General features: G+C 71.7%; 16 protein-coding genes. 10 read left to right on the top strand and 6 right to left on the bottom strand.

Annotated features, from left to right (window positions below):
• Nucleotides 1-17: 17 nt before the first annotated feature.
• Nucleotides 18-1343 (bottom strand): DUF2252 domain-containing protein, encoded by a 1326-nt coding sequence (locus ACWCPN_RS18690; protein ID WP_199210195.1) that lies wholly within the window; start codon nt 1341-1343, stop codon nt 18-20.
• A gap of 225 nt (nt 1344-1568) precedes the next feature.
• Between ACWCPN_RS18690 and dnaE the strand changes: the two genes are divergently transcribed.
• Entirely contained in the window at nt 1569-5108 is a 3540-nt protein-coding gene (gene dnaE / locus ACWCPN_RS18685; RefSeq protein WP_451207265.1) for a DNA polymerase III subunit alpha, read from the top strand.
• Nucleotides 5109-5208: 100 nt separating this feature from the next.
• On the opposite strand, the gene ACWCPN_RS18680 is transcribed toward dnaE, so the two are convergent.
• Nucleotides 5209-5388 carry a hypothetical protein gene (locus ACWCPN_RS18680; RefSeq protein WP_199210193.1) on the bottom strand — a complete coding sequence of 60 codons (180 nt, stop codon included), beginning with the start codon at nt 5386-5388 and terminating at the stop codon, nt 5209-5211.
• A 225-nt stretch (nt 5389-5613) separates the two neighbouring features.
• Between ACWCPN_RS18680 and ACWCPN_RS18675 the strand changes: the two genes are divergently transcribed.
• The 4 genes from ACWCPN_RS18675 to ACWCPN_RS18660 all read left to right on the top strand — a co-directional run bounded on the left by ACWCPN_RS18675 (nt 5614) and on the right by ACWCPN_RS18660 (nt 9458).
• Nucleotides 5614-6831 carry an NYN domain-containing protein gene (locus ACWCPN_RS18675; protein WP_392402583.1) on the top strand — a complete coding sequence of 406 codons (1218 nt, stop codon included), beginning with the start codon at nt 5614-5616 and terminating at the stop codon, nt 6829-6831.
• A 60-nt stretch (nt 6832-6891) separates the two neighbouring features.
• Nucleotides 6892-7905, top strand: coding sequence for an ABC transporter ATP-binding protein (locus tag ACWCPN_RS18670; RefSeq protein ID WP_365126604.1), 1014 nt, complete (start codon nt 6892-6894; stop codon nt 7903-7905).
• A 64-nt stretch (nt 7906-7969) separates the two neighbouring features.
• Nucleotides 7970-8791: an ABC transporter permease gene (locus ACWCPN_RS18665; RefSeq protein ID WP_451207261.1), complete on the top strand. Its 822-nt coding sequence runs from the start codon at nt 7970-7972 to the stop codon at nt 8789-8791.
• A 34-nt stretch (nt 8792-8825) separates the two neighbouring features.
• Complete coding sequence (locus tag ACWCPN_RS18660; RefSeq protein WP_392295013.1) at nt 8826-9458, top strand: AAA family ATPase; 633 nt, start codon at nt 8826-8828, stop codon at nt 9456-9458.
• A 105-nt stretch (nt 9459-9563) separates the two neighbouring features.
• On the opposite strand, the gene ybaK is transcribed toward ACWCPN_RS18660, so the two are convergent.
• From ybaK to ACWCPN_RS18640, 4 genes are all read right to left on the bottom strand, one after another.
• On the bottom strand, nt 9564-10064 hold the full coding sequence (ybaK, locus tag ACWCPN_RS18655) for a Cys-tRNA(Pro) deacylase (RefSeq protein WP_451207258.1): 501 nt from the start codon (nt 10062-10064) through the stop codon (nt 9564-9566).
• A gap of 29 nt (nt 10065-10093) precedes the next feature.
• Nucleotides 10094-10831 (bottom strand): LON peptidase substrate-binding domain-containing protein, encoded by a 738-nt coding sequence (locus tag ACWCPN_RS18650; RefSeq protein WP_199210191.1) that lies wholly within the window; start codon nt 10829-10831, stop codon nt 10094-10096.
• Nucleotides 10832-10842: 11 nt separating this feature from the next.
• Nucleotides 10843-11895 (bottom strand): hypothetical protein, encoded by a 1053-nt coding sequence (locus ACWCPN_RS18645; protein WP_451207255.1) that lies wholly within the window; start codon nt 11893-11895, stop codon nt 10843-10845.
• 182 nt (nt 11896-12077) lie between these two features.
• Nucleotides 12078-13655: an oxidoreductase gene (locus ACWCPN_RS18640; protein ID WP_451207252.1), complete on the bottom strand. Its 1578-nt coding sequence runs from the start codon at nt 13653-13655 to the stop codon at nt 12078-12080.
• A 179-nt stretch (nt 13656-13834) separates the two neighbouring features.
• Here ACWCPN_RS18640 and hisD point away from each other — a divergent pair, with 179 nt between their 5' ends.
• From hisD to hisH, 5 genes are read left to right on the top strand one after another with little or no spacing between them, the layout of a single operon-like run.
• Nucleotides 13835-15160 carry a histidinol dehydrogenase gene (gene hisD / locus ACWCPN_RS18635; RefSeq protein ID WP_451207249.1) on the top strand — a complete coding sequence of 442 codons (1326 nt, stop codon included), beginning with the start codon at nt 13835-13837 and terminating at the stop codon, nt 15158-15160.
• Nucleotides 15157-16263: a histidinol-phosphate transaminase gene (locus ACWCPN_RS18630; RefSeq protein ID WP_451207246.1), complete on the top strand. Its 1107-nt coding sequence runs from the start codon at nt 15157-15159 to the stop codon at nt 16261-16263. Before hisD ends, ACWCPN_RS18630 begins: the two co-directional genes overlap by 4 nt.
• A complete protein-coding gene (gene hisB / locus ACWCPN_RS18625; protein WP_030783530.1) occupies nt 16260-16853 on the top strand; it encodes an imidazoleglycerol-phosphate dehydratase HisB in 594 nt (197 codons plus the stop codon). Before ACWCPN_RS18630 ends, hisB begins: the two co-directional genes overlap by 4 nt.
• Nucleotides 16854-16857: 4 nt before the next feature.
• The gene (locus ACWCPN_RS18620; RefSeq protein WP_199210187.1) at nt 16858-17022 is read left to right on the top strand and encodes a hypothetical protein; all 165 of its coding nucleotides are present in this window, start codon (nt 16858-16860) and stop codon (nt 17020-17022) included.
• Nucleotides 17013-17657, top strand: coding sequence for an imidazole glycerol phosphate synthase subunit HisH (hisH, locus tag ACWCPN_RS18615; RefSeq protein ID WP_365126582.1), 645 nt, complete (start codon nt 17013-17015; stop codon nt 17655-17657). The genes ACWCPN_RS18620 and hisH overlap by 10 nt, the downstream gene beginning before the upstream one ends.
• Nucleotides 17658-17659: the final 2 nt, after the last annotated feature.

Genomic DNA, 17659 nt, shown 5'->3' with positions numbered 1-17659 from the left:
GCTGTGAGTCCCGGAGGTCACAGCCCCGGGATCCGGCCGTTGCGGAACAGGTCGAGGAAGATCTGGTGGTCGGCACGCGCGCGTGCGCCGTAGCCGTGCGCGAAGTCCACCAGGAGCGGCGCGAAACCCTCCTCGTCGGCCGCGAGGGCCGCGTCGATGGCCCGCTCGGTGGAGAACGGCACCAGGGACTCGCCGGAGGTGTCGTCCGCCGCCGCGTGCATCGTCGCCGTGGCCCGGCCCAGGTCGGCGACGACGGCCGCGATCTCCTCCGGGTCGTCGATGTCGCCCCAGTCCAGGTCGACGGCGTACGGCGAGACCTCGGCCACCAGCTGCCCGGCGCCGTCCAGCTCGGTCCAGCCCAGCCACGGGTCGGCGTGCGCCTGCAGGGCGCGCTGGGAGATCACCGTGCGGTGGCCCTCGTGCAGGAAGTACTCCGCGATCGCCGGGTCCGTGATGTGCCGGGAGACCGCCGGGGTCTGGGCCTGCTTGATGTAGATCACGACATCGTTCTCGAGGGCGTCGCTGTGCCCCTCCAGGAGGATGTTGTACGAGGGCAGGCCCGCCGAGCCGATGCCGATGCCCCGGCGGCCCACGACGTCCTTGACCCGGTAGGAGTCCGGGCGGGCCAGCGAGGTCTCCGGCAGCGTCTCCAGGTAGCCGTCGAAGGCGGCCAGCACCTTGTAGCGGGTCGCGGCGTCCAGCTCGATGGAGCCGCCGCCCGGCGCGAACCGGCGCTCGAAGTCGCGGATCTCCGTCATCGACTCCAGCAGGCCGAAACGGGTGAGCGAGCGGGCGTCACGCAGCGCGTCCAGCAGCGGACCCTGCGCGGTGTCCAGGGTGAACGGCGGCACCTCGTCGCTCTTGGCGCCCGTGGCCAGGGCGTGGATGCGCTCCCGGTAGGCCTCGGCGTAGATCGTCACCAGCTCGGTGATCTGCTCGTCGCTGAGCGCCTTCGCGTAGCCGATCAGCGCGATGGACGCGGAGAAGCGCTTCAGGTCCCAGGTGAACGGGCCGACGTAGGCCTCGTCGAAGTCGTTGACGTTGAAGACCAGGCGCCCGTTGGAGTCCATGTAGGTGCCGAAGTTCTCCGCGTGCAGATCGCCGTGGATCCACACGCGCGAGGTGCGGTCGTCCAGGTACGGGCCGCCGCGCTTCTCCGCGTCGAGGTCGTGGTAGAAGAGGCCTGCCGTGCCCCGGTAGAACGCGAAGGCCGAGGCCGCCATCTTCCGGAACTTCACCCGGAACGCGGCCGGGTCGGCGGCGAGGAGCCGGCCGAAGGCGGTGTCGAAGACGGCGAGGATCTCCTCGCCACGCTGCTCGTCGTTGAGCTCGGGGACCGGCATCGCGGAGTGCCTCCTGGTGCGGGACGGTGGTGCTGTGGATGGGCGTGCGGGGAACGACAGCGTCTCCGCCGTCTTCAACGGGCGACGCCACGCGGGAGTGCCCGGTTCCCGGACGAAGGTACGTGGGGATGCCCCGCGTGTGTCAGTGCACGGGCATAGACTTCGACGCTGACCCCCGGACCGTCCGCCAGCCCGTCGCCAAGTGTTTCCGTTGGAGGCCACACCGTGTCGAAGCCGCCCTTCACGCACCTGCACGTCCACACCCAGTACTCGCTGCTGGACGGTGCCGCGCGGCTCAAGGACATGTTCAACGCCTGCAACGAGATGGGCATGACGCACATTGCCATGTCCGACCACGGCAACCTGCACGGGGCGTACGACTTCTTCCATTCCGCGAAGAAGGCCGGAATCACCCCGATCATCGGCATCGAGGCGTATGTCGCGCCCGAGTCCCGGCGCAACAAGCGCAAGATCCAGTGGGGCCAGCCGCACCAGAAGCGGGACGACGTCTCCGGTTCCGGTGGCTACACCCACAAGACGATCTGGGCGGCCAACGCGACGGGCCTGCACAACCTCTTCCGGCTCTCCTCGGACGCCTACGCCGAGGGCTGGCTCCAGAAGTGGCCCCGGATGGACAAGGAGACGATCTCCCAGTGGTCCGAGGGCCTGATCGCCTCCACCGGCTGCCCCTCGGGCGAGCTGCAGACCCGTCTGCGCCTCGGCCAGTTCGACGAGGCCCTGAAGGCGGCCGCCGACTACCAGGACATCTTCGGCAAGGACCGCTACTTCCTGGAGCTGATGGACCACGGCATCGAGATCGAGCACCGGGTCCGTGACGGCCTCCTGGAGATCGGCAAGAAGCTCGGCATCCCCCCGCTGGTCACCAACGACTCGCACTACACGTACGCGCACGAGGCGACCGCCCACGACGCGCTGCTGTGCATCCAGACCGGCAAGAACCTCTCCGACCCCGACCGCTTCAAGTTCGACGGCACCGGCTACTACCTGAAGTCCACGGACGAGATGTACGCCATCGACTCCTCGGACGCCTGGCAGGAGGGCTGCCGCAACACCCTGCTGGTGGCCGAGCAGATCGACACCACCGGCATGTTCGAGGCGAAGAACCTCATGCCGAAGTTCGACATCCCGGACGGCTACACGGAGGTCACCTGGTTCAAGGAGGAGGTCCGCCGCGGCATGGAGCGGCGCTTCCCCGGCGGCATCCCGGAGGACCGCCAGAAGCAGGTCGAGTACGAGATGGACGTCATCATCCAGATGGGGTTCCCGGGCTACTTCCTCGTCGTCGCCGACTTCATCATGTGGGCGAAGAAGAACGGCATCGCGGTCGGTCCCGGGCGTGGCTCCGCGGCCGGCTCGATCGTCGCCTACGCCATGGGCATCACCGACCTCGACCCGATCCCGCACGGCCTGATCTTCGAGCGGTTCCTCAACCCCGAGCGCGTCTCCATGCCCGACGTCGACATCGACTTCGACGAGCGCAGGCGCGTCGAGGTGATCCGGTACGTGACCGAGAAGTACGGCGCCGACAAGGTCGCCATGATCGGCACCTACGGCAAGATCAAGGCGAAGAACGCCATCAAGGACTCCGCGCGCGTGCTGGGCTACCCGTACGCCATGGGCGACCGGCTCACCAAGGCCATGCCCGCCGACGTCCTCGGCAAGGGCATCGACCTGAACGGCATCACCGACCCCTCGCACCCGCGCTACAACGAGGCGGGCGAGATCCGCTCGATGTACGAGAACGAGCCGGACGTCAAGAAGGTCATCGACACCGCCAAGGGCGTCGAGGGCCTGGTCCGGCAGATGGGTGTGCACGCGGCCGGCGTGATCATGTCCAGCGAGCCCATCGTCGACCACGCCCCCATCTGGGTGCGGCACACGGACGGCGTGACCATCACGCAGTGGGACTACCCGCAGTGCGAGTCGCTCGGCCTGCTGAAGATGGACTTCCTCGGCCTGCGCAACCTGACGATCATGGACGACGCCGTCAAGATGGTGAAGTCCAACAAGGGGATCGACCTCGACCTGCTGGCCCTGCCGCTCGACGACCCGAAGACCTTCGAACTCCTCCAGCGCGGCGAGACCCTCGGCGTCTTCCAGTTCGACGGCGGCCCCATGCGCTCCCTGCTGCGCCTGATGAAGCCCGACAACTTCGAGGACATCTCCGCCGTCTCCGCGCTCTACCGGCCCGGTCCGATGGGCATGGACTCGCACACCAACTACGCGCTCCGCAAGAACGGGCTCCAGGAGATCACCCCGATCCACAAGGAGCTGGAGGAGCCGCTGGAAGAGGTCCTGGCCGTCACCTACGGCCTGATCGTCTACCAGGAGCAGGTGCAGAAGGCCGCCCAGATCATCGCCGGGTACTCGCTCGGCGAGGCCGACATCCTCCGCCGCGTGATGGGCAAGAAGAAGCCCGACGAGCTGGCGAAGAACTTCACCATCTTCCAGGCCGGCGCCAAGAAGAACGGCTACAGCGACGAGGCGATCCAGGCGCTGTGGGACGTGCTGGTCCCGTTCGCCGGCTACGCCTTCAACAAGGCGCACTCCGCCGCGTACGGACTGGTCTCGTACTGGACCGCCTACCTGAAGGCGAACCACCCCGCCGAGTACATGGCCGGACTGCTCACCTCGGTCAAGGACGACAAGGACAAGTCGGCCGTCTACCTCAACGAGTGCCGCCGCATGGGCATCAAGGTGCTCCCGCCGAACGTCAACGAGTCGGTGCACAACTTCGCCGCCCAGGGCGACGACGTGATCCTCTTCGGCCTCGAAGCCGTGCGCAACGTCGGCACCAACGTGGTGGAATCGATCATCAAGAGCCGCAAGGCCAAGGGCAAGTACGCCTCGTTCCCCGACTACCTCGACAAGGTCGAGGCGGTCGCCTGCAACAAGCGCACCACCGAGTCGCTGATCAAGGCGGGCGCGTTCGACACCCTGGGGCACACCCGCAAGGGCCTCACCGCGCACTTCGAGCCGATGATCGACAACGTGGTCGCGGTCAAGCGCAAGGAGGCCGAGGGCCAGTTCGACCTCTTCGGCGGAATGGGGGAGGAGACCAGCAGCGAGCCCGGCTTCGGACTCGACGTGCAGTTCGCCGAGGACGAGTGGGACAAGACCTATCTGCTCGCCCAGGAACGGGAGATGCTCGGTCTGTACGTCTCCGACCACCCGCTCTTCGGACTGGAGCACGTGCTGTCCGACAAGGCCGACGCGGGCATCTCCCAGCTCACCGGCGGTGAGCACGCCGACGGCGCGGTCGTCACCATCGGCGGCATCATCTCGGGCCTGCAGCGCAAGATGACCAAGCAGGGCAACGCCTGGGCGATCGCCACGGTGGAGGACCTCGCGGGCTCCATCGAGTGCATGTTCTTCCCGGCCACCTACCAGCTCGTGTCGACCCAACTGGTCGAGGACGCGGTGGTGTTCGTCAAGGGCCGCCTCGACAAGCGCGAGGACGTGCCCCGGCTCGTCGCCATGGAGCTGATGGTCCCGGACCTGTCCAACGCGGGCACCAACGCGCCGGTGATCCTCACCATCCCGGCCACCAGGGTCACCCCGCCCATGGTCAGCCGGCTCGGCGAGATCCTCAGCCACCACAAGGGCGACAGCGAGGTCCGGATCAAGCTCCAGGGCCCGCGCAAGACCACCGTGCTGCGCCTGGACCGGCACCGGGTCAAGCCCGACCCGGCGTTGTTCGGCGACCTGAAGGTGCTGCTCGGCCCGTCCTGCCTGGCCGGCTGAGCCGCAGGGCGGGCAACCGCGCGGGGACACCGCGCCGATGACGAAGGGGCACACCCTCACCGGGTGCGCCCCTCCTGTGTGCCTGGGCTTCAAATGCCCTTTAGTTGTGGCCGAAGCTCTTCTGCTTCTTACGGGAGACATCAGAAGGGCTGCCCGCGACGCCCGCCATGGAGGACTCGGGTTCCTCCGCCGCCGGACGCTGAGCGCGTTCCGCCGTGTGCTCGGCCTGCGGAGCGCGGTTCTGCGGGCCACCCTGCTTGCGGTTCTTGTTCTTGGCCATGGTGATCTGCCTCCTGAGGGGGATCTAGGGGCCAGGGCCGGGATCAGATTCACATACGCTGACATCAACCGCATGTCGGATAATTACCGTGTGTGACAGGGGTGGTGGGCGAAAGGGCCCTCGGAACGCCACGCCGAAGATCGAGTTCCGGCCGTTAACGCCCGTCCGTTCGGGCAGACTCGAAGGAAGTCCGAAGCAAAGCCTCCCGGGAAGAGGGTGAGTCGCGTGGACCGTTGCATCGTCCTGGTGGACGCCGGGTATCTGCTGGGTGCCGCCGCCAGCCTCCTCGCCGGTGAGCCCTCGCGGTCCCGGATCACCGTCGACCACGCGGCGTTGATCCAGGCCCTGCGCGAACGCGCCGAGTCGGAGACCGAACGCCCGCTGCTGCGCATCTACTGGTTCGACGGCGCGCCCGACCGGGTCCCCCAGCCGGAGCACCGTCGGCTGCGCGTGATGCCCCGGGTCACCGTCCGGCTGGGCGCGCTCACCCGCAGCGACGGACGCTGGGCGCAGAAGGGCGTGGACGCCGCCATGCACGCCGAGCTGACCGAGCTGGCACGCAACCGCGCCTGTTCCGACATCGTCCTGGTCACCGGCGACGGCGACCTGCTGCCCGGGATGATGGCCGCCAAGGAGCACGGCGTCGCCGTCCACCTCTGGGCCGTGCAGGCCGCCGACGGCGACTACAACCAGTCCGAGGACCTCGTCGCGGAGGCCGACGAGCGGCGGGTGCTGGACCGCGCCTGGATCACCCAGGCCGTCCGCGCCAAGGAGCTGACCGGGGTCTGCGCCCCGCCGCCCGCGACCCGCCCCGAGATCGCCGCGATCCTCTCCGCGCCGCTGCCGGACTCCGCGCTCACCGCGGCCGCCGAACGCCCCGCCGACGAGGGCGCCCACCCGCCGGCCGCCGCCGAGCACAGCACCCAGGGCCGGGCGCCCGCTCCCAAGGGCGTGCCCACCCCCAAGGACCTCGCCGCGCTGCGCGCACCCGGCGCGCAGGCCGTGCAGCATCCGACGACCGCGACCCTCAGGTGGTCCTCCGACAAGGGCTGGGTGGACCGGCCGGGAGCGGTCGCCGAGCCGCCCGAGGTCGCCTCCATGCCGACCCTCGCCCAGCTCACCACCGCCGAGCAGCGCTGGGCCGACCGGGAGGAGGACATCACCACCGTCGGCGGCGACCCGTACGAGGTGGGGCAGGTCTTCGCCCGCCGCTGGATCTCCCGGCTCGGCGACCAGCACCACGTGCAGCGGCTGTCCACGATGTATCCGCGCATCCCGCACCGCATCGACGGCGAGCTGCTGCGCTACGCCGCCCGCTTCGGCCTGCTCGCCCACAAGGACGACCAGATCGACGAGCACGACCGTTACGCCATCCGGGCGGGCTTCTGGCGCGAGGTCGACGTCCCGGCGGCCACCGAACAGCACGCGCCCGCCGCCGACTGAAACCCCCGTGGCCGCCCCCGAGGACGGGTAAGGGCCCCCGACCCCGTAGTCTCGTCCTTTGTGAGTACGCGCGCGGCACAGGCACTTCGGTACGACGACGTCGTACGCGTGCGTGGGCTCACCAAGACCTATCCGCCCGTGAAGGGGCGGCGCGGGACACCGGGCACACCCGAGGTGCGGGCCACCGACGAGGTGGCCCTCGAGGTGCGGCGCGGCGAGATCTTCGGGCTGCTCGGGCCGAACGGCGCCGGCAAGTCCACCCTGGTGCGACAGCTCACCGGGCTCCTCCGGCCGGACGCGGGCAGCGTCGAGATCCTCGGGCACGACATCGTCAGGCATCCCCGGCTGGCCGCCCGGATCCTCGCCTACCTGGGGCAGGAGTCCTCCGCCCTGGACGAGCTGACCGTGGCGCTCGCCGCCGAGACCACCGGACGCCTGCGCGGCCTGGACGTCCGGCGGGCCCGGGCCGAGCGGGACGCCGTGCTCGACGAACTCGGTCTCACGCCCCTGGCCGGCCGCGCGCTGAAGAAGCTGTCCGGCGGCCAGCGGCGGCTCGCCTGCTTCGCCGCCGCCCTCGTCGGGGAGCGGCCGCTGCTCGTCCTCGACGAGCCGACCACCGGCATGGACCCGGTGGCCCGGCGCGCGGTGTGGGCGGCCGTGGACCGGCGGCGGGCCGAGCGCGGCACGACCGTGCTGCTCGTCACCCACAACGTCATCGAGGCGGAGACCGTGCTCGACCGGGTCGCCGTCCTGGACCAGGGCCGGGTCATCGCCTGCGACACCCCCGCGGGGCTGAAGGAACAGGTGTCCGGCGAGGTGCGGGTGGAGCTGGTGTGGCGGGACCGGGCGCCGCTGGAGGTGCCCGAGGTGGCCGTACTGCGCGAGCGGGCGACGGAGTCCGGCCGGCGCTGGACGCTCCGCCTCGCTCCCGAGGAGGCCCGGGCCGCGGTCGCCACGGTGACCGGCGGCGCCGCCTTCGCCGCCCTCGACGACTTCACGCTCGCCACGCCCAGCCTGGAGGACGTGTACCTGTCGCTGGGCGGGGCGGCCCGGCAGGGTCTGGTGAAGGCGTGAGCGCGCGGGCCGCGGAATGCGTACGGGTGTGCGCCGGAGCCGTAGGGAAGAGGAGCAGCGCGTCGTGAGTGTCGTACCCGCCGAGGTTCTGCCCGGCGACGCCCGGGGCGTCGCGGAGGCGGCCCGGGGCGCGGCCGGGCTCGGTCCGCCCGCGCGGCTGTGGCCGTCGCTGGTGGCCGTCTACCGGGCGCAGCTCTCCCGGGCCCGGGTGGCCCGTATCCCGCTGCTGTTCGTGGCGACCTTCCAGTCCGTCGGCATCACCGTGATGATGCGCGGCGTCGTGGACAGCGGCGGCGAGGCCCAGTCCGTGGTCGCCGGCTCCTCCGTGCTGGTCGTCGCGTACGTGGCGCTGAACCTGCTGTCGCAGTACTTCGGGCAGCTCCGGGCCAGCGGCGGACTCGACCACTACGCCACGCTGCCGGTGCCGCCGGCGGCGGTGGTGCTGGGCGCGGCGGGCGCGTACGCCTCCTTCACCGTGCCGGGGACGCTGGTGACCGCCGTCTTCGGCTGCGTGCTGTTCGGGCTGCCCCTGTCCAACCTGTGGATCCTGGTGGCCGTGATCCCGCTCGCCGGGGCCGCGCTCGCCGGGCTCGGCGCCGCCTGCGGTCTGCTCGCGCCGCGGCCCGAGCTGGCCACGCTGCTCGGCCAGCTCGGCATGTCGGCGGCCCTGCTGCTGGGCGTGCTGCCCGCCGACCGGATGCCGGAGATCATCCGTCTCGCCCGGGACCTGCTGCCCTCGACCTACGGCGTGGAGGCGTACGCGCGGACCTTCGGGGCGCACCCCGACTGGGCCGTCGTCCTGGCTGACCTGGGGGTGTGCGCGGGTGTCGGAGTGGTCTCGCTGGCCGCGGCGACCTGGGCGTACCGCAGGGCGGCCGTCCGGTGACGCGGCTCACGGAACGACCTGGCACGATGGCAGGGTGACCGCACCGCTGACTCCGCCTCCGCCGCCGCACGACGACTCCGCGCACCAGGTCCGGCAGGCTCCGCCCGCCGGGGCTCCCTTCGCGGGCATGTACGAACAGGACGGCCCTGGGATGAAGACCGAAGTGCGGGAGGCCGCGGTGGTCACCGTGGCGGTGACCCTGGGCGGGGTGCTGCTCGGGCTGCTGTGGTGGTGGCTGGCCCCGCACGTGCCGCTGATCGCCGACCACGTCGACAAGAGCTGGGTCGTCTACATCAAGGACACCGAGGGCGAGCAGGCGGTCGGCGTGGACGGGACGTTCACGCTGCTGGGACTGGCCCTCGGGCTGGTCAGCGCGGTCGTGGTGTTCCTGTGGCGACGGCGTGGCGGCGTGCCGCTGGTGGTGGCGCTGGGCCTCGGCGGACTGCTGGGGTCGCTGCTGGCGTGGCGGCTCGGTGTCTGGCTGGGCCCCGAGACCGACGTCATAGCCCACGCCAAGGCTGTGGGGAAGGGCGTGACCTTCTCGGCCCCGCTGAAGCTGGGAGCGAAGGGCGCGCTGCTGGCCTGGCCCCTGGCCGCGCTGCTGGTCCACCTGGGCCTCACGGCGCTCTTCGGCCCCCGTGACCCGGAGGAGCCCTACCCGGCGTGACGCGCCTGGTCCCGGATCCCGGCGCGGAGGATCGGCCGGCCTGACGGCCGGGGGACCCCTGGAACCGGCCCGAGGCGCCGCGGAAGCCGGGTCCGGCCGGTCCGGTCAGTCGCGGCCGATCGGTGCCAGCACCGCTTCCGTGAGCGCGGCCAGGTCCGTCGGCGCGAGTTCGACCTCGAGGCCCCGGCGGCCCGCGGAGACGCAGATGGTGGCGTGGGCCCCTGCCGAGTCGTCCAGGACCGTGCGGAGCCTCTTGCGCTGGCCCAGCGGGGAGATGCCGCCCCGGACATAGCCGGTGGTGCGCTGGGCGAGGACCGGGTCCGCCATGGCCGCCCGCTTGCCGCCCACCGCCGCCGCCAGCGCCTTCAGGTTCAGCGTGCCGGAGACCGGGACCACCGCCACCGTGAGCGCGCCGTCGACGTCGGCCACCAGGGTCTTGAAGACCCGGTCGGGGGAGACGCCCATCGCCTCCGCCGCCTCCTCGCCGTAGGACGGGTGGGCGGGGTCGTGGTCGTAGGCGTGGACGGTGTGCGCCACGCCCGCGGCGGTCAGCGCCACGGTCGCGGGCGTGCCGCCGGACTGCTGCTTCTTGGACTTCTTCGCCATCGGGGTGCCGGGCCTCGGGTTCGGTTCGCTCAGTTCATGCTGGTCGGCGTCCGCGTCAGCTCGAACGCGGGCAGGGACGGCAGACTACGGATGATCGCCGCCTCCGAGCGAAGGAGTTTCAGCTCGTCCCTGAGGCGCGAGGCGGTGTCCGGGGCCTGGAGCAGCCGCTGCTTCGACGGCGTGTCCAGCACCATGGCGGCGGCCACCAGGTAGGAGACCACCGAGGGGTCGTCGGGGAGCTCCGTGCCCGCCAGCGAGCGCTCACGGGCGCCCGCCAGGCGCTTCTGGTACTGGCGGAACGAGCGCAGGACACCCTCGGCCAGCGCGCCCGCCTCGTCGCCGGGGTCCTCGGGGAGCTCCTCCAGCTCAGCCGTCAGGAACGGGCCCGACGCCTCCACGGACAGCAGCCGTACCCGGGTCGTCCCCGTCGCCAGCACCTCGAACGTGCCGTTGTCGCGCTCCCGGATGGTCGCCGCGTCCGCCACACAGCCCACGCCGTGGAACGACTTGAGGGGGTCGGGGCCGAAGCCGGCGGCCGGGCCCCGTTCGGGCTGCGCCGTCGGATCCGGCATGCCCGGAGCGCTCGGTGCCACCTCGTGGCCGTCACGGATCGCCACCGCGGCGAACCGGCGCGGCTCGTCCTCGGGGGTCTTCAACAACTCGCGCATCATGGCGCGATACCGCTCCTCGAAGATGTTCAGGGGCAGCACGAGCCCCGGGAACAACACCGAGTTCAGCGGGAACAGGGGCAGACGGACGGTGGTCACGGCGACCCAGCCTAATGGTCGGCGGCGGGCGCTCGGCCGCGGTGCCCGCCCGGCGGCCGCGGCGGCGTCCTCACCAGCCCGGTGAGGAGGGCCGGCGCAGTGGCCCCGAGGAGTCCCTCGCGCAGCCGCAGGAACTGGCCGAGCGGGTCGTCGGAGAACCGTTCCCAGGGGAACGAGGTGGCGTACGGGCCGATCAGGCCGAGCTGGGTGCGCGCGTCCTCCCACCGGCCCAGCCGGACGAGCAGGTACAGCAGTTTGTTGCGGATCGGGGCGGGCCCCGGGAGGGCGGCCGGGAAGCGGGCGGACAGCGACACCGCCCGGTCGGCCGCCGCGTCCAGCCGCTCGCGCGGCACCTCCGGCCCGCAGTCGTCGTTCAGATAGCCGAAGGCCGCCCGGGCCGGCAGCGCCTGGACCAGCGAGCCGGCCGGGGCGTCCTGCGCGGCGAGGTCGGCGAAGTCGAAGCACTCGCGGTGCGAGCCGTGCCAGAAGGTCCCCAGATACCGCAGGGCGGCCACGTGGCAGCCGTAGTGGTGCGGGGCACGCCGGATCGCCGCCTCCCACAGCTCCTCGAAGTAGCGGTGGCCGGCCCGGGAACCACGCGCGTGGTCGAGGGCGATCCGCCAGGGCACCGGGTCGCGGTCGTCGGCGCGCGCGGCGGCCGTGATCAGCGGGCTCACCTCGCGCAGCAGCTCGGCGCGTGCCGGTGAGGGCCAGGCGCGGTCCACCGCGAGCTGGGCCGCGACCACAGCGGCGTCGGGGTCGCCGGGGGCCGCCGTCCGCCAGGCCTCGAACCACTCGGGGCGGGAGCGGGCGAAGGCCGCGAGCCCCCTGGTGTGGCGGTCCCGGTCCTCCCACTGGCCGGCCGCGCGCGTGGCGGCGAGCAGTGCGGAGGCCGCGCCGTACTCGCCCCGGGCGGCCGCGACCAGCGCGGGCGAGAGGTGGTCGTCGGGCGCGTCGAGGACGGCCTCGAATGCGCCCTGGGGCGGGGCGGAGGGGGTCGAGGCACGTCGTGTCGTCCGGGTGGGGCGGAGGAACGCCGGCAGCAGAGCCATGGTGTCGACCATTGAAAGACCGCAGGTCGGGAGAGCGCCAGAGGGTCCGGCCAAGTCAGGAAAGGTTGTACGACATAAGGTCAAGGACGGGCAAAGGGTGACGGTTCAACCATGGGGATGTACCTGCCGGTGAGCTGCGGGGTGTGAACCGTGTGCCGTGAGCCGTCGCTCGCGAGCCCCGGGCCGCCCGGCCGTCAGCTCCGCCGCAGCAGCCGGGTCGCCCCCGCCGCCACGGTGGTCGCGAGTATCCAGCCCATGATGATCATCACCGCGGACAGCCACTGCCAGCCGCCGCGGAGCTGCCACTGGCCGACCTGGCCCAGGTCGATCACCGGCAGCAGCAGGTCCAGCGCGAACAGGGCGGGGCTCCAGGACGGATGCTCGCCCGGGTCCACCGGCGGGTGCTCGGCGTGCGCGAAGGCGAGCGTGCCCGCCGCCCACAGCACCGCCATCCACACCGCCGCCCGGCCCGGCCGGTAGCCGTAGGCCACGGCCCAGTCCTGCATGTAGCCCCAGACCTTGCCCGCCGGCGGCAGCGTCTCGCGGCGCCGGCGCTGCTTGGCGAGCAGCACCTCGCGCGCGTCCTCGTCCTCCCCGGCCGCGCGCAGCACCGACGCCAGCCGCTCGTACGGCTCCGGGTTGTACTCGGCGGTCGCCGCCGCCACCCAGTCGAGCCGCCGGGTCAGCGGGAACGGGCCGCGCGGGACCAGGCTCTCGTAGGTGAAGCCGCCCATATGCAGGCTGCCCGGGCCCGGCCAGCTCCCCGCGCGGTCCACCAGGATGGCGATCCGCGCGCCGGACAGCTTCACCTGCCCGCGCTGCGGCCGGTCGCCCAGGAACCGCAGCTCCGGCGTCTGCACCCGGCGCAGCGACAGGTCCTGGTCGTCGGTGAGCAGGAACCGGGCCCGCTCCAGGTCCACGGCGTCCCCGAACCGGCCGTCGTCCAGCCGCACCCCGCCCTGGCACTCGAAGCGCTGGATCCGCGTCCCGCGCGCCGGGGTCGTCCCGCTGAGCAGCGGATTGCCCACCCCCGCCGGGGTCAGGTACAGGGTGCGCCCCACCGTCAGCTGGGGGGCGTTCAGGGCCAGACGCGCGTACGGATTGGCCAGTTTCGCCCCCCGCAGGCTCAGCGAGCCCCCGACCTGGGCGCCGCGCAGGCTCAGCTCGCCGTGCGACTCCAGCAGCTCCGCCTGCAGGTCCTGGCCGACGTTCATGCCGTCCGCCGCGATGGAGCGGCCGCTGCGGTCCCGGTGGACGACGGCCTGGTTCAGCAGCAGGTCCGTCCCGATGTGCGCGTCGGTCAGCCGCACCCCGTTCTGGAAGCGGCAGCGCGGCAGGTGCAGGTCACCCTCCGTGGTGACCCGGGCCGCCTCCAGCCGGGGCAGCGCGCAGTTCACCAGGCGCACGGTCGTGAAGCGGGCCTCCGGGAGCAGCACCTGGTCGTCGAAGCGGCAGCCGCGCATCTCCACGTACGGCATGACCGTGCCGCCCGCCAGCTCCAGGGTGCCGGTGATCCGCACACCGGCCAGCTTCAGCGCGGACACCCGCCCCGCGAGCGCGGGCGGCCCGTCCAGCAGCAGCCAGCAGACGAAGCGCGCCCTGACACTGCGCTCCGGACCCCAGGGATGGCCGCCGTGCGGATCGTCCACCACCGCGTCCCCGCTGCTCAGGTCGTACACACTGCCGTTGCGGAAGGCCTGCCACATGCCGGCCTCGGCCGCGCTCAGGCCCTCCGGCAGATCCCCGGCGTTGCTGCCGGACCCCTCGGTCACCGCTCTTTCCTTCTTCCCCGAACGCTGACAATTCGTCTGCCCCGTACACCCGTTCATGCCCGCTGGGTGACGCCCGGCACACTAGACGTGAAGGTGATCTTCCACGTTCCGGCCACGTTCTGTATCAGCCATTGATACGCGCGGACGGCTACGGACGCGGGTCTGAGAGAATTGAGTACGTGATCTCCCGAATCGATCTGCGCGGCGACGCCCTCCCCGAGGGCCCCGCCCTGCGCGACCTGCTGCCCCGAGCCGACTTCGACGTCTCGGCCGCCCTGGAGAAGGTGCGTCCGATCTGCGAGGCCGTGCATCATCGGGGCGACGCGGCGCTGATCGACTTCGCCGAGAAGTTCGACGGAGTGCGACTGGAATCCGTCCGTGTCCCGGCCCGGGCGCTGACCGAGGCCCTCGAGACCCTCGACCCGGCCGTGCGCGCCGCCCTGGAGGAGTCGATCCGCCGGACCCGGCTGGTCCACCGCGCGCAGCGCCGTACGACGCACACGACCCAGGTCGTGCCCGGCGGCTCCGTGACCGAGAAGTGGGTGCCGGTCGAGCGCGTCGGGCTGTACGCGCCCGGCGGCCGCTCCGTCTACCCCTCGTCCGTGATCATGAACGTGGTCCCGGCGCAGGAGGCCGGAGTCGGGTCGATCGCGCTCGCCTCCCCGGCGCAGGCCGAGTTCGGCGGTCTCCCGCACCCGACGATCCTCGCCGCGTGCGCGCTGCTCGGCGTGGACGAGGTCTACGCGGCCGGCGGCGCCACCGCCGTCGCGATGTTCGCGCACGGCACCGAGTCCTGCCCGCCCGCCGACATGGTCACCGGCCCCGGCAACATCTGGGTCGCCGCCGCCAAGCGCTACTTCACCGGCAAGATCGGCATCGACGCCGAGGCCGGCCCGACCGAGATCGCGATCCTCGCGGACGACACCGCCGACCCGGCCCACGTCGCCTCGGACCTGATCAGCCAGGCCGAGCACGACCCGCTCGCGGCGGCCGTGCTGGTCACCGACTCGACCGAGCTGGCCGACGCGGTCGAGAAGGAACTGGAGCCGCAGGTGGCGGCCACCAAGCACATCGAGGACCGCATCCGCCCGGCCCTGGCCGGCAAGCAGTCCGCGATCGTCCTCGTGGACGGCGTCGAGGAGGGCCTGCGGGTGGTCGACGCGTACGGCGCCGAGCACCTGGAGATCCAGACCGCCGACGCCGCCGCGATCGCCGACCGGGTGAAGAACGCCGGCGCCGTCTTCATCGGCCCCTGGGCGCCCGTCTCGCTGGGCGACTACGCGGCCGGCTCCAACCACGTCCTGCCCACCGGCGGCTGCGCCTGCCACTCCTCCGGCCTGTCCGTGCAGTCCTTCCTGCGCGGCATCCACATCGTCGACTACACGAAGGACGCGCTGGCCGAGGTCGCGCATCACGTGGTCACGCTGGCGGAGGCGGAGGACCTGCCCGCGCACGGCGCGGCGGTCAAGGCGAGGTTCGGCTGGAAGGTACCCGAGAGCAAGTGACCGGCATCGACGATCTGCCCGTACGGGACGAGCTGCGCGGCAAGTCCCCCTACGGAGCGCCCCAGTTGGACGTCCCGGTACGGCTGAACACCAACGAGAACCCCTACCCGCTGCCCGAACCGCTGGTCGAGCGGATCGTGGAGCGGGTCCGGGAGGCCGCCCGCGACCTGAACCGCTACCCCGACCGGGACGCGGTCCAGCTCCGCACCGAGCTGGCCAAGTACCTGACGGACACCGGCAAGTACCCGCTCGGCATCGAGAACGTCTGGGCGGCCAACGGCTCCAACGAGGTCATCCAGCAACTGCTGCAGACCTTCGGCGGACCGGGCCGCACCGCCATGGGCTTCGAGCCGTCGTACTCGATGCACGCGCTCATCGCGCGCGGCACCGGCACCGGCTGGATCTCCGGGCCCCGCGGCGAGGACTTCGGGATCGACCTCGCCGCCGCCCGGCGCACCATCGCCGAGCACCGCCCCGACGTCGTCTTCGTCACCACCCCCAACAACCCCACCGGCAACGCCGTTCCGCCCGAGACGGTCCTCGGGCTGTACGAGGCGGCCCAGGAGGCCAAGCCGTCCATGGTGATCGTGGACGAGGCCTACATCGAGTTCAGCCACGGCGCGTCGCTGCTGCCGCTGCTGGCGGGCCGGCCCCACCTGGTCGTCTCGCGCACCATGTCGAAGGCGTTCGGCGCCGCCGGACTGCGCCTCGGCTACCTCGCCGCCGACCCGGCGGTCGTGGACGCCGTGCAGCTCGTCCGGCTGCCGTACCACCTGTCGGCGATCACCCAGGCGACCGCCCTGGCCGCCCTGGAGCACACCGGCACCCTGCTGGGCTACGTCGAGCAGCTGAAGTCCGAGCGGGACCGGCTGGTCGCCGAGCTGCGCGCGATCGGCTTCGAGGTGATCGAGTCCGACGCGAACTTCGTGCAGTTCGGCCGCTTCGACAGCGCCCACGAGGCCTGGCGGAAGATCCTCGACCGGGGCGTGCTGGTCCGGGACAACGGCGTACCGGGATGGCTGCGGGTGTCCGCCGGCACCCCGGAGGAGAACGACGCGTTTCTCGACGCGGTCCGTGAGTTGCAGAAGGAGACCCAGTCATGAGCCGCGTCGGACGCGTGGAGCGCACCACCAAGGAGACCTCGGTACTGGTCGAGATCGACCTCGACGGCACCGGCAGGACCGACATCGCCACCGGCGTCGGCTTCTACGACCACATGCTCGACCAGCTCGGCCGGCACGGTCTGTTCGACCTGACCGTGAAGACCGACGGCGACCTGCACATCGACTCCCACCACACCATCGAGGACACCGCCCTCGCGCTGGGCGCCGCCTTCAAGCAGGCCCTCGGCGACAAGGTGGGCATCTACCGCTTCGGCAACTGCACGGTCCCGCTGGACGAGTCCCTCGCCCAGGTCACCGTCGACCTCTCCGGCCGCCCCTACCTCGTGCACACCGAGCCCGAGAACATGGCGCCGATGATCGGCGAGTACGACACCACGATGACGCGGCACATCCTGGAGTCCTTCGTCGCCCAGGCGCAGATCGCCCTGCACGTGCACGTGCCCTACGGCCGCAACGCGCACCACATCGTGGAGTGCCAGTTCAAGGCGCTCGCCCGGGCGCTCCGCTACGCCTCCGAGCGCGACCCGCGCGCGGCCGGCATCCTCCCGTCGACGAAGGGCGCGCTGTAACCCCATGACCGGTCTGTCCACCGTCCTGATCGTCGTCGGCCTCTTCCTGGTCGGCGGCATCATCTCCTTCGCCAAGCAGAAGATGCCCACCAGCCTCATCGTGCTGCTCTCGATCGGTGCCGCGATGTGCCTGGTCGCGGGCGTCATGCGGCTGGAGGTGTGGAATTGAGCGGCAAGAGGGTCGTCGTCTTCGACTACGGCTTCGGCAACGTCCGCTCCGCAGAGCGGGCGCTCGCGCGCGTGGGGGCCGACGTCGAGATCACCCGCGACTTCGACAAGGCGATGAACGCCGACGGCCTGCTGGTGCCGGGCGTCGGCGCGTTCGCCGCGTGCATGCAGGGCCTGCGCGCGGCCCGCGGTGACTGGGTCGTCGACCGCCGGCTGTCCGGCGGCCGTCCGGTCATGGGCATCTGCGTCGGCATGCAGATCCTCTTCGCGCGCGGCATCGAGCACGGCGTGGAGGCCGAGGGCCTCGACGAGTGGCCCGGCACGGTCGCGCCGCTGGAGGCCGACGTCGTGCCCCACATGGGCTGGAACACCGTCGACGCCCCGGAGGACTCCGAGCTGTTCGCCGGCCTCGACGAGGAAGCCCGCTACTACTTCGTGCACTCCTACGCCGTCCACGACTGGGCCCTGGAGACGAACAACCCGCTGATCGCGGCCCCCAGGGTCACCTGGTCCACGCACGGCAGGCCCTTCGTGGCGGCGGTGGAGAACGGGGCCCTGTGGGCCACCCAGTTCCACCCCGAGAAGTCCGGCGACGCCGGCGCCCAGCTCCTCACCAACTGGATCGGAACCCTGTAGAC

This window comes from Streptomyces sp. NPDC002386 (genome assembly GCF_053593175.1).
The sequence above is the reverse complement of the archived record's forward strand: the minus strand, read 5'-3'. Positions and strand labels throughout refer to the sequence as shown.